Raw genomic sequence first — 13216 nt, 5'->3', positions numbered from 1 at the left:
GATGGCGGACGGGCTCGGCAAGCTGCTTGGCACCGCCCCGACCGTCCCGAATGTGCTGGACTACGCCCAGATCAAGCGGTTCGAAGAGCCTTTCGCCGGCGGGCGCTATCTGCGCTTCGTGCTGCTGGGGGTCTGCTGCCTGCTGTATTGGCGCGCCTATGGCGGTGCGTTGCTGCTGTGGTGGTTCGCCGGCCTGATGGCGGCGCAGCTTCTGCATTACGCGGCATTGCGCAGCCTGCCGGATGCCGGGCCGCGCCAGTTGATGTGGCGCATTCTCGTGACCCAGGCCCTTGGCAGCGCGGTCTTCTGTCTGCCGGGCCTCTATCTCTGGACGCTCGATACGCCCGATGCGCGGATTTTCTCGCTGCTGTTCCTGGTGGCGGGGGCGCTGAACGCGATCACGCTGCGGTCGCATCTGCGGGAGCCGCTCTGGATCGACCTGGGATTGCAGAGCTTCACCGTTCTGGCGCGGGTCGGCTGGGTGCTCTGGCAGGCGCCGGGGGCGGCGGAAAGCTGGGCGCTGGTCGTGGCGCTGATGGCCTTGCATCTGTTTTTCGTGAAGGCGGTCTGCGATCTGCGCGGGACGCGGGTACAGCTACAGGCACGGCTTGCCGAGCAGACCGAGCGCGACCGGCAGCGCGCGCTGACGCAGTTCACCGGCGGGGTGGCGCATGATTTCAACAACCTGCTGACCGTTGTGCTGGGCAATATGGAGCTGGCGCGGCTGAGCGAGGCGCCGGGCGAGCGCGACGCGCTGATGAACGAGGCGGAGCTTGCGGCGCGGCGCGGTGCCGAGCTGACGAACCAGTTGCTGACCCTGTCGCGCAAGGCGCATCTGAGCCCGGTTTCGGAACGCCCCGAGCGGCTGCTGGGCCCGGTGCATGAGATCGCGCAGGGTCTCGTGGGGCCGGGACACCGGCTGCGGCTGGCGCTGGCGCCCGATCTGCCGGCGGTCTTTGTCGATCCCGCCAAGTTCCAGGCGGCGCTGCTGGAGCTGATCTGCAACGCCCGCGACGCCATGCCCGAGGGCGGCGAGATCGTCCTGAGCGCGCAGACCGCACCGCAGCAGGATGGCGGGGGTGCCGTGCGCTTCGGTGTCGCGGACAGCGGCAGCGGCATTCCCGGGCATATGCTCAAGACGGTGTTCGAACCCTATTTCACCACCAAGCCGCGGGGCAGGGGCTCGGGGCTGGGGCTGCCGATGGTGCGGGGGTTCATCGAGCAATCCGACGGTGAACTGCTGCTCGAGTCGGTCAATGGCGCGGGCACGCAGGTCTGGATCGACCTGCCCGCCCGGCCGGAGAACCTGTCCGCGCCGCCGCCCGGATCCGGGCGGGGCAGGGACCGGGTCTGAGGGGTCAGCCTTTCGAGCGGAGCTCGTCGACGAGCTGGCGCATCCCGTCGAGCGGCACGTAGCCGCGCAGCATCTCGCCACCGAAGACAAAGCTCGGCGTGCCGTTGATCTGAAGCCGGGCGGCCAGCGACCGGGTCTCCTGGATCCGGCGGGTGATTTCCTCGTCCGACATGCGGGCGATGATCGCATCGGCATCCAGACCGAGCGTGCCCGCCAGCCGGCGCAGCACCGGCTCCGACGGGTCGCCCTCGAGCGTGATCAGCGCATCATGCATCGCCTTGTAGGCATCGGGGCCGGCCTCGAGCAGCGTGGCGATGGCGAATTGCGACGACACCAGCGAGGCGTCGCCCAGGATCGGGAATTCCTTGACGATCAGGCGGATATTGCCGTCGCTTTTCACCAGCTCCTCGACCTCGGGAAAGGCCTTGCGGCAATAGCCGCAGCGGTAGTCGGAGAATTCCACGATGGTGATGTCGCCCTCGGGGTTGCCGCCGACCCAGGAATAGCCATCGCGATAGAGCGCGTCGGCATTGTCGGCGACGATCTGGTCGTCGGCGGCGGCCTGTTGCTCGGCCTGTTTGGCCTCGAGCACGCCCACCGCTTCCATGATCACCTCGGGGTTCTCCATCAGATAGGCGCGGACCTGCGCGCCGAAGGCCTGGCGCTGCTCGGGCGTCATGGCCTCGAAATCGAAATCCTGCGCCAGCGCAGGCACCGAGGCGAAAAGCCCGGCGGCGAGGGTGAGCGCGGTGGCGGGGCGGGTCAGTCGGGTCAGCATCGGATCTCCGTTTGTCTGTCTTGTCCGGTGTCGGCCTTCCGGCCTGTGATCAGCGGGCCTTGGCGGCGCGTTCCGCCGCATCTAGCACGTCTTGCGCGCGGCGCCATGGGGCGGAACCGCGCGGCAGCAGGCCAAGCGCGCGTTTGGCGTGAATGCCCGCATCCTTCGGCCGTCCCTCCAGCGCATAGCGCTGTGCGGTGGCCTCCGAGGCCATGCCGGGATTGCCGGTCTTGGCATAGGCCACGGCCAGGTCGCGCAGCACCCGCGAATCGCGCCAGTCGCGGCCGCGCGCCTCTTCCAGCGTGCGGAGGGCGGCGCTGTATTGTCCGGCGGCAAGCTGCGCGCGGCCCAGCCCGCCAAGGATCTGCGCGTTGCGCGGGGCGAGCCGCCGGGCCTGGTCATAGACCTGCACCGCCGGGCCCGCCTTGCGGGACTCGAGCAGGATCTGGCCCTTGAGATCGTGCAGGAACGGGTCGCGGGGGCGCAGGGCGATGGCGCCGTCGATGGATTTCAGCGCGCGCGTCAGATCGGATTGCCGGTGCCGCGCCACCGCCTCGCTCATCAGCGCGATGTCGCGGCTGGGCGCGCGATCGAGCCGGCGCAGCGTCCAGTTCGGGGCGCGCAGAAAGGCCGAGAGCTTGGCGCGGGTGCGGGCGAACCAATAGTCGGCCTCGGGATCGTCGCGGGCCTTGTCGCCGGCCGCGGCGACCAGCCCCTTGAGCGCGCGCAACCGGTCGCGGGTCAGCGGGTGGGTGAGCATGTAGGGGTCCTGCCGGCTGGACGAGAGCGCCTCCTGGCCGCGGAACAGCTCCTGCACGTCGAGCGCGCCCTGCGGGTCGATGCCGGCGCGGATGAGGGTGCGGATCGAGGTGAGGTCGGCAGAGCTTTCCTCGGCCCGGGTATGGGCGAGAAAGTTCCGCATCGCCGCGCTTTGCGTGCCCAGCAGCACGCCGGCCATCGCGTCGCCGTTGCCGGTGGCGGCGCCGGTGGCCGCCGCGAGCAGCATCCCCAGCGCCGAGGCGGTGCGGGCGCTGCGCATATTGCCGAGCCGCCGGGTGATATGTCCGTTGGTGATATGCGCCGCCTCATGGGCGATCACCGCCTGCAGTGCCGCGGCGCTGTCGAGCTTCATGATCAGCCCGGAATGGATGAAGATATGCTGGGTGTCGGCGATGAAGGCGTTGAGGCTGCTGTCATGCACCACCAGCACCTGCACCTGCGACGGGCTGAGCCCGGCGGCGCGCAGCACCGGGGCGGCGAGTTCGCCCAGGGCATATTCGATGTCGGCATCGCGCAGCAGGCTGACGGCACGCGCGGGCATTGCCACCAGCAACAGCGTTGCGGCGATCAGCAGCACGGCCAGCGGTCTTGCAGCGGTCGACATTGACCCTCCCTTGCATCGCCCGTAATCGGAGATCCGGGCCACCATGGGAGAGCGGGATGCGAAACTCAAGCCGGGGGGCGGTCGATGCCTTCATTGTGATGGACGTGATGGAGGCGGCCCGCGCCGCCGAAGCCGCCGGGCGCCACATCGTGCATATGGAGGTGGGACAGCCCTCGTCGCCGGCGCCCGCCCAGGCCCGCGCGGTGCTGGCCGAGACGATGAAGACCGACCCGCTGGGCTATACCGTCGCGCTGGGGCTGCCGGCGCTGCGCGCGCGCATCGCCCGGCTCTATGGCGAGTGGTACGATGTCGACCTCGATCCCGCCCGCGTGGTGGTGACGCCGGGATCGTCGGGCGGCTTCATCCTGGCCTTCACCGCGCTGTTCGATGCCGGCGACCGGGTCGTGGCGGGGCGGCCGGGCTATCCCTCTTACCGGCAGATCCTGAAGGCGCTGAACCTGGAACCGGTGGAGGTCCAGGCGTCGGCGGAGAACGGGTATCAGCTTGTGCCCGAAGATCTGGCGGGGCTGGACTATCAGGGGCTGATGATGGCCTCGCCGGCCAATCCCACGGGCACCATGCTCGACCGGGCGCAGCTCGGGGCGATGATCGGCGCCTGTCAGGAGGCGGGGGCGGCCTTTCTGTCGGACGAGATCTATCACGGTATCGAATACGATCAGCGCGCTGTGACGGCTCTGGAACTGTCGGACGATGTCTGCGTGATCAACTCCTTCTCGAAATATTTCTCGATGACCGGCTGGCGCGTGGGCTGGCTGGTGGTGCCCGAGGCGCAGATCCGGCAGGTCGAGCGGCTGGCGCAGAATTTCTTCATCTGCCCGCCGCACGCGGCGCAGGTCGCGGCGCTGGCGGCGCTGGATGCGCGCGAGGAGCTGGATGCGAATCTCGCGGTCTACAAGCGCAATCGCGCCCTGATGCTGGAGGGCTTGCCCAAGGCCGGGTTCGACCGCATCGCGCCGCCGGACGGGGCGTTTTATGTCTATGCCGATGTGAGCCATCTGACCTCGGACAGCCACGCCTTTGCCGCCGAGATCCTCGACAAGGCCGGGGTCGCGGTGACCCCGGGGCTGGATTTCGATCCCGACCGCGGCAAGGGCACGCTGCGGTTCTCCTACGCGCAGGGCACCGCCGAGATCGAGGAAGGTCTGGACCGGTTGCGCCGCTTCATGGCGGCGCGGGGCTGACCCGAGATTTTTTCGCAGGAAAAAATCTCTTCGGCACGGGCGGCGGAGAGATTTTTCGGACGAAAAATCTTGTGAGGGGGGCGTGGGGTGCGAATCTCCGGCGCCCGTGCTAGGCTGCCCGAAACACTAATCGAACGGGCGGATGAGCAGGATTTTCCTTTTTATGGCAGCGCTTTGGCTGGCCGGAGCCGCCGTGGCGCAGGAGCTGGGCGGGCGCGCACGCTTTGAAGAGGGCGCGGCGACCGATGCGCGCTGGGGCGGCGGCGCCGAACTGACGCTCACGCTCAGTCAGGGCGTGCCCTGGCGCGCCTTCACCCTGACCGATCCGGCCCGTCTCGTGCTGGATTTCCGCGAGGTCGATTGGACCGGTGCCGATCCCGAGGCGATGGACCGCTCGGACGCGGTGGGCGCGCTGCGCATGGGCGGGTTCCGGTCGGGCTGGTCGCGGCTGGTTGCCGTGCTGTCCGGTCCCATGGTGATCGGCGAGGCGGGCATGCGCGTGACCGAGGGCTCGGGCCGCGCCGAGCTGGCGCTGCGCCTGATCCCGGCAAGCGCCGACGAGATGGCCCGCGCCTCGGGCGTGCCGCGCGATCCGCGCTGGGATCTGCCCCGGCCCGCCGCCGTCGCACCCGCGCCGCGCCGCGCCGAGGGCCCGCCGTTGCGCATCATGCTCGACCCGGGCCATGGCGGCATCGACCCCGGGGCCGAACGCGCCGGGGTGAGCGAGGCGGCCCTGATGCTGATCTTCGCCCGCGAGCTGCGCGATGTGCTGCGCCGGGCGGGCTATGACGCCCTGCTCACCCGCGACGACGATGTCTTCGTGTCGCTCGAAGGCCGGGTCGCGCGGGCGCATGAGGCGCGCGCCGATCTATTCGTGTCGCTGCACGCGGATGCGATCGAGGAGGGGGTCGCCCATGGCGCCACCGTCTACACGCTGGCCGAGGACGCCTCGGACGCCGCTTCGGCCGCGCTGGCCGAGCGTCACGACCGCGACGATATTCTCGCCGGGCTCGATCTGTCGGGCTCGGACGACCGGGTGGCCAATGTGCTGCTCGACCTCGCCCGTCTCGACAACACGCCGCGCAGCCTGTCGCTGGCGCGCCATCTGGTGGACGGGATCGAGAACGCCGTGGGTCATGTCCACAAGCGGCCGCTGCGCCGGGCGGGATTTTCGGTGCTGAAGGCGGCAGACATCCCCTCGGTGCTGGTCGAGGTCGGGTTCCTGTCGACCGAGGCGGATCTCAAGAACCTCGCGGATCCGGCCTGGCGCGCGGGCATGGCGGCGGGGCTGCGCGACGGGATCTCGGCCTGGGCCATCGAGGATGCGGCGCTGGCGCGGCTGCGCCGGCAATGAGACGTTGCGTCAACCGGCGATCCGTCGCTGTCACGCGCGCGTGTGTTTTGACCGCCGTGCCCCCGGGGTATAAGAGGAACGGCAATCTGGAAGGGCTTCCTGCGTGACTCGGTTTATTCTGTCTTTCTTCGGCGGCATCTTCAGCGTGATCACGCTGGGGGCGATGATGGTCGCGCTGACCATCGGCGCGGTGTTCTGGATGTACGGCCGCGACCTGCCGAGCCACGAGAGCCTCGCGCAATACACCCCGCCGACGATCAGCCGGATCTATTCGCAGCAGGGCCGGGTCATCGACGAATTTGCCCAGGAACGGCGGCTTTTCACCCCCGCCGACCAGATCCCCGATCTGGTGAAACAGGCCTTCATCTCGGCGGAAGACAAGAATTTCTACACCCACCAGGGCTATGACATCCGTGGCATCGCCGCCGCCGCCATCGACGCGGTGCGCTCGCGCGGGCGCGACGTGCGCGGCGCCTCGACCATCACCCAGCAGGTGATGAAGAACTTCCTGCTCTCGGGCGACCGCCGGGCAGAGCGCAAGATCAAGGAGATCATCCTGGCCTCGCGGCTGGAGAAGACGCTCTCGAAAGACAAGATCCTCGAGCTTTATCTGAACGAGATCTTTCTCGGCCAGAACTCCTATGGCGTGACCGCCGCCGCGCAGGTCTATTTCAACAAGACCCTGTCCGAGCTGGCCCCGCACGAGGCCGCGACCCTGGCCTCGCTGCCCAAGGCGCCCTCCGATTTCCATCCCGTCCGCCGCAAGGACCGGCTGCTCGCGCGGCGGAACTTCGTGCTGAAGGAGATGATGGAGAACGGCTATATCGACGAGCCGACCTATGAGACCGAGGTCGCTCAGCCCTTGAAATCGGTGCAGAACGGCGATTACGAGCCCTATCAGAAATCGCTGCCGCCGCGCGATTACTTCACCGACGAGATCCGCCGCCAGCTCTCGCAGGATTTCGGCGAGGGCGAGTTCTTTTCCGGCGGGTTCAGCGTGCGCGCCACGCTCGATCCGGAAATGCAGGTGGAGGCGGCCAAGAGCCTGCGCATCGCGCTGGAGCAATACGACCGCAGCCTGGGCCGCTGGCACGGCACCGGCAAGACCATCGCCGAGGACAGGCTGGGCAGCGAAGAGACCTGGCGCGCGGCATTGGCCGAGGTGCCGGTCGCCCGCGACATCGACCTCGAAAGCAAGTGGCTGCCGGCGGTGGTACTGGAGGTCGGCGACCAGTCGATGCGGCTGGGCATCGAGGATGTGGCCAGCGACGACCCGCGCGGCACCTCGGTGCCGCGCAAGGACATCTCGTGGATGCGCGGCAGCTTTCGCGACAATTTCGAGCGCGGCGACGTGGTGCTCGTGCGTGAGATGGTGGCCGATAACGACAACAGCTTCATCCGCTGGACGCTGCGCCAGGTGCCGCGCGTGCAGGGCGCCTTCATGGCGATGGACGTGAATACCGGCCGGGTGATCGCCATGCAGGGCGGTTTCTCCTATCAGGATTCGGTCTTCAACCGCGCCACCCAGGCGCAGCGCCAGCCGGGCTCGTCCTTCAAGCCCTTCGTCTACGCCTCGGCGCTCGATTCCGGCTATGCGCCTTCGACCATCATTATCGACGCGCCGATCGAGATCGACACGCCGCAGGGGGTGTGGCGGCCCAAGAACGCCTCGAACACCTATTACGGCCCGACGCCGCTGCGCACCGGGATCGAACGGTCGCGGAACCTGATGACCATCCGTCTCGCGCAGGAGATCGGCATGGACACGGTGGCGCGCTACGCCGAGAAATTCGGCGTCTACGATCACATGGGCCGGGTTCTGGCCAATGCGCTCGGTGCCGACGAGACCACGCTTTACAAGATGATCTCGGCCTATGCGATGTTCGCCAATGGCGGCGAACGGGTGGAGCCGACGCTGGTCGACCGGGTGCAGGACCGCTACGGCCGCACGATCTACAACCACGAAAGCGCCAAGGGCAACGAGCGGGTCTGCGAGGATTGCGCCGATCCGAACCTGCCGCCGGGGCGCGGCCCGACCATCCGCAACAATCGCGAACGCATCATGGACGCGGTGACCGCCTATCAGCTCACCTCGATGATGCAGGGCGTGGTCGAGCGCGGCACCGCCGCCAAGACCGTGAATCTGCCGGTGCCCACCGCCGGCAAGACCGGCACCACCAACGACGCCAAGGACGTGTGGTTCCTGGGCTTCACCTCGAACATCGTCGCCGGCTGCTACATCGGCTACGACACGCCGCAGTCGCTGGGGCGGGGCGCCTCGGGCGGCGGCATGTGCGGACCGGTGTTCCAGCGCTTCATGACCGAGGCGGTCAAGAAATACGGCGGCGGCAGGTTCAAGGTGCCCGAGGCCTGCGAATTCATCAATATCGACCGCTTCACCGGGGCCCGGCTTGGCGCCGGCGCGTCGGGGCCGAATGTGGTGGCCGAATGTTTCCGCCGCGGCGAAGAGCCGATCTTCGGCATTCAGCTCGATGGCGGCTGGGCAATGACCGGCAATTTCGATCTGATCCGCCCCGATGGCAGCACCCAGGCGCGCCAGGTGACCACCTCGACCGGCAAGAAGGCCGTGGTGGGCCCGAAGGCGGGTTTCGGCACGCTCAGCTCGGGCGGGCTTTACTGACGCGGGAAGGTGGGCAGGATTGCCCACCCTACGGGGCGCGAGGCGTCTCTGCCTTTCATCTTTCTGAAAATACTCAAAAAAAATCCTGCGGATCCGACAGTGCCTCCGGCGGGAGTATTGTCTGGAAAGATGAAGACAGGGGCTGGGCGCTTGAAGGGCGCGCGGCGCTGGTTTATGTCCGCCTGACCATTGTTTTGCCGAAGAGAGCCTCTCATGCGCGCCGAGACCCAGAAAACCGTCGACAAGATCGAGAAGTCGCTCGACCTGCTGGGCCAGCGGCTCGACTGGGAGACGGCGCCGCACCGGCTCGAGGAGTTCAATGCGCGGGTCGAGGACCCGAACCTGTGGGACGATCCGCAGGCGGCGCAGAAGCTCATGCGCGACCGGCAGATGCTGGTCGATGCGATGGAGACCTACAATTCGATCAAGCAGGAGCTGTCCGACAATGTCGAGCTGATCGAGCTGGGCGAGATGGAAGAGGACGAGGAGGTTGTCTCCGAGGCCGAGACGGCGCTGAAAGCGCTGGCCGAGAAGGCGGGCCAGAAGGAGCTGGAAGCGCTGCTGGATGGCGAGGCGGACGGCAACGACACCTTCCTCGAGATCAACGCCGGCGCCGGCGGCACCGAGGCCTGCGACTGGGCGCAGATGTTGCAGCGCATGTATGTCCGCTGGGCCGAGAAGCGCGGCTATGACGTGGAGCTGCAATCGGAGGAAGCGGGCACCGAGGCGGGGATCAAATCGGTGGCCTACAAGATTTCCGGCCCCAACGCCTATGGCTGGCTGAAATCGGAAAGCGGCGTGCACCGGCTGGTGCGGATCTCGCCCTTCGGCAAGGGCACGCGCGAGACCTCCTTTGCATCGGTCTGGGTCTATCCGGTGGTGGACGACAATATCGAGATCGACGTGGCGCCGAACGACATCCGCATCGACACCTACCGCTCTTCGGGCGCGGGCGGGCAGCACGTGAACACCACCGACTCGGCGGTGCGGATCACCCACATCCCCACCGGGATCGTGGTGACCTCGTCGGAGAAATCCCAGCACCAGAACCGCGACATCGCCATGAAGGCGCTGAAATCGCGGCTCTATCAGATGGAGCTGGACCGGCGGAACGCCGAGATCAACGCCCAGCACGAAGCCAAGGGCGATGCGGGCTGGGGCAACCAGATCCGCTCCTACGTGCTGCAACCCTACCAGATGGTGAAGGACCTGCGCACCAGCCACGAGACCAGCGACACGCAAGGGGTGCTCGACGGCGATCTCGACCCGTTCATGGCGGCGACGCTGGCGCAGCAGGCCTCCGGCAAATCGCGCGCGGACGCGCAGGCGGAATAGGGCCGGGACGCCCGGGTTTTCCCGGCACGGCGCGCGTTTGACGGTCTTCGGGGGGCGGGGCCGGCGGTGCGGAACGCTGCGCCTAGACCAGCTCCGACCGTATTCCGCGCAGGGCGTCGGCCAATGCCTCGGCCATCCGGCGGATGCGCGGGCTGCGCGCCTTGTCTTCGTGCAGCACCAGATAGAGCGGACGGGTGAGCACCGCGTTGCCCACCGGCAGCAGCCCTGCGGGACGCGCAAGAAAGACCGGCAGGACCGCGATCCCCAGCCCGGCCCGCGCCGCCGCCAGCATGCTTGGCACGTCTCCGGTATAGAGCGCCACCGCACGGTCCTCGGCCCAGTCGCGCGCCCAGGCAAAGACCTCGCCGGCGCTTTTCTCGGGCCGGATCACCGCCTCCGTGGCAACGCCATCCGCGCGATAGGGGCGATAGGCGACCTCGGCCAGCTTGCGGGCGCGCAGCGTCTGGCCCTCGGGGGCGCCGACCCGCAGGGCGAGGTCGATCTCGCCGCTTTGCAGGTTGCTGCGGGCCGCCAGCCCATCGAGCCGGATCGACAGATCCGGATGCGCCGCGCGCAGGTTTGGGAGCAGCGGCACCAGGATCTGCGCCTGGAACTGCGGCGGGGCCGAGATGCGCACCGGCCCGCCCGCATCCGCGCCGCGCGCGCGGCGGGCAAAGCTCTGCGCCGCGCGCTCCATCTCTTCCGCCTCGGGCAGCAGCGCCCGGGCCTCGGCCGTGGGGTGCCAGCCGCGCGGCAGGCGGTCGAAGAGCTTCAGGGCCAGGGCGCGTTCGAGCCGGTCCACCCGGCGCGCGACCGTGGCGTGTTCGACGCCGATCTCGCGCGCTGCCCCCGACAGGGAACCCTGCCGCATCAGCGCCAGAAAGACGGTCAGATCGTCCCAGTTCATCCGGTCGTTTTCTCCCCATGACTGGGAGAAAATCCCAGGTTTCGGTGAAAATTCTCCCCTCTATCCTTGGCGTCGTTCAGACAGAAAGGAAAGCTCTCATGCTGGATGTCAAAGATCCTGCCGCCCCGGCCGAAACCCTGGCGCGCCGGTTCATCGACCATATCTTTGCCGGCGACATGGCGCGGGCGCTTGAGATGGTCGCGCCGGAGGCGCAGCTTATCCCCGCCCGGGCCGAAGCCTCGGACGCCAACCCGATGTTCGGCCGGTTCACCGGGCCGGAGGGGGCGGCGGAGTTTTTCGGTCGCTTCGGCACGCTGCTCGAACCGCAGGCGTTCGAGATTGCCGCCGGCTTCGGCGATGACACGCATGCCTGCCTGTTCGGGCAGCTACGCCACAGGGTCCGGGCCACGGGCAAGCCTTTTGCGTCGGATTGGGCGCTGGTCACCGAATGGCGGGCAGGCAGGCTGGTGCTTTATCATTTCTACGAGGATACGGCGGCGCTGGCCGACGCCATGGCTGTCTGAAATCCAGGACGCGCGCAAATCTCTTGCGCGCGTCCCCGGTTCCCGGGTTAGACTTCTCCCCAGAGGAGAGGTCGGACCAAAGGGAGGGCTGGGATGACCGTGATGCCGGAGCCGGGGGTGCCCCCGCTGGCAGAGGTGGGGGTCGCCACCTTGAAGGAAGCGCTGCGCCGGGGCGTGGCCGATCTGAAACGGGCGCCGGGCTTTGCCCTGGTTTTTTCCGGCTTCTATGTGCTGGCCGGGCTGGCGATGAGCTGGATCACCTGGGTGACCGGGCAAAGCTACTGGCTGGTCCTGGCCGCCATCGGCTTTCCGCTGCTCGGGCCCTTTGCCGCTGTCGGATTCTACGATGTGAGCCGGCGGCTGCAACTGGGGGCGCCGCTGGACTGGATGCAGATCTTCAGCGTCATCCTGCGGCAGTCGAAGCGCCAGCTTCCCTCGATCTGCGCGGTGATCGTGATCGTCTTCCTGTTCTGGTTCTTTCTTGCGCATATGATCTTTGCGCTGTTCCTCGGGCTCTCGGTGATGACCAATGTCTCGTCGAGCTACGAGGTCTTCCTGACCATGAACGGGCTGACCATGCTGGCGGTGGGATCGGCGGTGGGGGCGGGGTTCTCGGCGCTGCTCTACATGATCACCGTGCTGGCGCTGCCGATGCTGCTGGACCGCGAGATCGACTTCGTCACCGCGATGATCACCTCGTTCCAATATGTCGCCAGGAACCCGGCAGTGATGTTCGCCTGGGCCTTCTTCATCGCGGCGGTGACCTTTCTGGCCATGCTGCCGGCGTTTCTGGGGCTGTTCCTGGCGCTGCCGCTGCTCGGCCACGCCACCTGGCATCTGTACGACCTGCTCAAGACCGGCGCGGCGCCGCAGACCGCGGGCGCGCCGGTGACCGTCTGAGCCCGGGGGCTCAGACGAAGGGTTCGTCGATGCGCAATTGCTTGCGGTGGAAGGGCACGAGGTCCTCGGCATTCGCATAGCCCGCGCTGCGCGCTGCCGTGAGGATCTGCTTGGTGTCGCGGCCGAGATATTCGTAGATCAGCCGCGCCGCGCGCCGTCCGGTGGGGTTTTCCTGCGTGGTGCGCACGGTGTAGCCGACCCAGTAGGTCTTTGCGAGCGCGGGCATCCGGGCGAGGTAGTTGAACGAGGTGGTCACCGCGTCGCGGCGGCTCACCAGCATTGCGAGCCCCTCGGCCTGCGGCATCACCAGCCCGCGGAATTCCCGCGTGCGCGGGTCGGTCGGCATGGCGTGGTTCGACAGCGCCTCCTTGGGTTCGAACCCGCGCAGGAAGGTGAAGCCGTCATCGCGGCTGATCCGGACAAGCCCGACGACAAAGCGGTTTTCCTCGGAAAACGCCGCTCGCGAGAAGCGGTAGAACCCCGACGGGAACTCGTCTTCGGCGAGGCCGGTCATGCCGGCGCCGATGAAGTCGGAAATGAAGGGGTGGCTTAGCAAGGCATTGGGTTGGTTGCGGATTTTCTCGACGGGTTCGAGCAGAATCCGGGCATCGACGCCGAAGAACCGGCAGATCCGGTGCAGCACGTCGGGCCTCGGGAAACTCTCGCCCGCGAGATAACGATTGAACTGCGTTCGGTTTATGCCAAGATCGCGACAGAGAGCCGAGATCGACGGGGCATCGCGCCCCAGACGTCGTAGATTGGCGCCGAAGACGCTGCGCAGCTCAGCCGGGCTTGGTTGCAGATCGTCTCGGCGCAGGTCTTTGGTCATTCCGTTCC

Annotated in this window: 11 protein-coding genes; 7 read left to right on the top strand and 4 right to left on the bottom strand. The window is 67.7% G+C overall.

The genetic code is table 11. The features are described from left to right. Window position 1: 1 nt before the first annotated feature. Window positions 2–1354, top strand: a complete 1353-nt coding sequence (locus M4578_RS00610) for a sensor histidine kinase (protein WP_258091496.1) — start codon at window positions 2–4, stop codon at window positions 1352–1354. Window positions 1355–1358: 4 nt separating this feature from the next. Here M4578_RS00610 and M4578_RS00605 read toward each other — a convergent pair whose 3' ends face one another. Further along, window positions 1359–2132 carry a DsbA family protein gene (locus M4578_RS00605; RefSeq protein WP_258091495.1) on the bottom strand — a complete coding sequence of 258 codons (774 nt, stop codon included), beginning with the start codon at window positions 2130–2132 and terminating at the stop codon, window positions 1359–1361. 49 nt (window positions 2133–2181) lie between these two features. Further along, window positions 2182–3516 (bottom strand): M48 family metalloprotease, encoded by a 1335-nt coding sequence (locus M4578_RS00600; RefSeq protein ID WP_258091494.1) that lies wholly within the window; start codon window positions 3514–3516, stop codon window positions 2182–2184. A gap of 56 nt (window positions 3517–3572) precedes the next feature. Between M4578_RS00600 and M4578_RS00595 the strand changes: the two genes are divergently transcribed. The 4 genes from M4578_RS00595 to prfB all read left to right on the top strand — a co-directional run bounded on the left by M4578_RS00595 (window position 3573) and on the right by prfB (window position 10048). Then, window positions 3573–4718: a pyridoxal phosphate-dependent aminotransferase gene (locus M4578_RS00595; protein WP_258091493.1), complete on the top strand. Its 1146-nt coding sequence runs from the start codon at window positions 3573–3575 to the stop codon at window positions 4716–4718. 142 nt (window positions 4719–4860) lie between these two features. Continuing rightward, window positions 4861–6072 carry an N-acetylmuramoyl-L-alanine amidase gene (locus tag M4578_RS00590; RefSeq protein WP_258091492.1) on the top strand — a complete coding sequence of 404 codons (1212 nt, stop codon included), beginning with the start codon at window positions 4861–4863 and terminating at the stop codon, window positions 6070–6072. Between the two features lie 103 nt (window positions 6073–6175). Further along, window positions 6176–8713 (top strand): penicillin-binding protein 1A, encoded by a 2538-nt coding sequence (locus tag M4578_RS00585; RefSeq protein ID WP_258091491.1) that lies wholly within the window; start codon window positions 6176–6178, stop codon window positions 8711–8713. A 213-nt stretch (window positions 8714–8926) separates the two neighbouring features. Continuing rightward, window positions 8927–10048, top strand: a complete 1122-nt coding sequence (gene prfB, locus M4578_RS00580) for a peptide chain release factor 2 (RefSeq protein ID WP_258091490.1) — start codon at window positions 8927–8929, stop codon at window positions 10046–10048. A gap of 82 nt (window positions 10049–10130) precedes the next feature. On the opposite strand, the gene M4578_RS00575 is transcribed toward prfB, so the two are convergent. Then, window positions 10131–10955, bottom strand: a complete 825-nt coding sequence (locus tag M4578_RS00575) for a LysR family transcriptional regulator (protein WP_258091489.1) — start codon at window positions 10953–10955, stop codon at window positions 10131–10133. Window positions 10956–11053: 98 nt separating this feature from the next. Here M4578_RS00575 and M4578_RS00570 point away from each other — a divergent pair, with 98 nt between their 5' ends. Further along, on the top strand, window positions 11054–11479 hold the full coding sequence (locus M4578_RS00570; RefSeq protein WP_258091488.1) for a nuclear transport factor 2 family protein: 426 nt from the start codon (window positions 11054–11056) through the stop codon (window positions 11477–11479). A 93-nt stretch (window positions 11480–11572) separates the two neighbouring features. Beyond that, window positions 11573–12379: a DUF2189 domain-containing protein gene (locus M4578_RS00565; RefSeq protein WP_258091487.1), complete on the top strand. Its 807-nt coding sequence runs from the start codon at window positions 11573–11575 to the stop codon at window positions 12377–12379. 10 nt (window positions 12380–12389) lie between these two features. Here M4578_RS00565 and M4578_RS00560 read toward each other — a convergent pair whose 3' ends face one another. Further along, window positions 12390–13208 carry a helix-turn-helix domain-containing protein gene (locus M4578_RS00560; RefSeq protein WP_258091486.1) on the bottom strand — a complete coding sequence of 273 codons (819 nt, stop codon included), beginning with the start codon at window positions 13206–13208 and terminating at the stop codon, window positions 12390–12392. Window positions 13209–13216 lie beyond the last annotated feature (8 nt).

It is taken from the genome of Salipiger pentaromativorans, assembly GCF_024721115.1.
In the GTDB taxonomy this organism is placed as follows: Bacteria; Pseudomonadota; Alphaproteobacteria; order Rhodobacterales; family Rhodobacteraceae; genus Salipiger; species Salipiger pentaromativorans.
The sequence above is the reverse complement of the archived record's forward strand: the minus strand, read 5'-3'. Positions and strand labels throughout refer to the sequence as shown.

What these genes read in the sequence shown, in the direction of transcription:
- M4578_RS00610 (WP_258091496.1), top strand. Translation starts at nt 2, where the DNA reads ATGGCGGACGGGCTCGGCAAGCTGCTTGGCACCGCCCCGACCGTCCCG.
- M4578_RS00605 (WP_258091495.1), bottom strand. Translation starts at nt 2,132, where the DNA reads ATGCTGACCCGACTGACCCGCCCCGCCACCGCGCTCACCCTCGCCGCC.
- M4578_RS00600 (WP_258091494.1), bottom strand. Translation starts at nt 3,516, where the DNA reads ATGTCGACCGCTGCAAGACCGCTGGCCGTGCTGCTGATCGCCGCAACG.
- M4578_RS00595 (WP_258091493.1), top strand. Translation starts at nt 3,573, where the DNA reads ATGCGAAACTCAAGCCGGGGGGCGGTCGATGCCTTCATTGTGATGGAC.
- M4578_RS00590 (WP_258091492.1), top strand. Translation starts at nt 4,861, where the DNA reads ATGAGCAGGATTTTCCTTTTTATGGCAGCGCTTTGGCTGGCCGGAGCC.
- prfB (WP_258091490.1), top strand. Translation starts at nt 8,927, where the DNA reads ATGCGCGCCGAGACCCAGAAAACCGTCGACAAGATCGAGAAGTCGCTC.
- M4578_RS00575 (WP_258091489.1), bottom strand. Translation starts at nt 10,955, where the DNA reads ATGAACTGGGACGATCTGACCGTCTTTCTGGCGCTGATGCGGCAGGGT.
- M4578_RS00570 (WP_258091488.1), top strand. Translation starts at nt 11,054, where the DNA reads ATGCTGGATGTCAAAGATCCTGCCGCCCCGGCCGAAACCCTGGCGCGC.
- M4578_RS00565 (WP_258091487.1), top strand. Translation starts at nt 11,573, where the DNA reads ATGACCGTGATGCCGGAGCCGGGGGTGCCCCCGCTGGCAGAGGTGGGG.
- M4578_RS00560 (WP_258091486.1), bottom strand. Translation starts at nt 13,208, where the DNA reads ATGACCAAAGACCTGCGCCGAGACGATCTGCAACCAAGCCCGGCTGAG.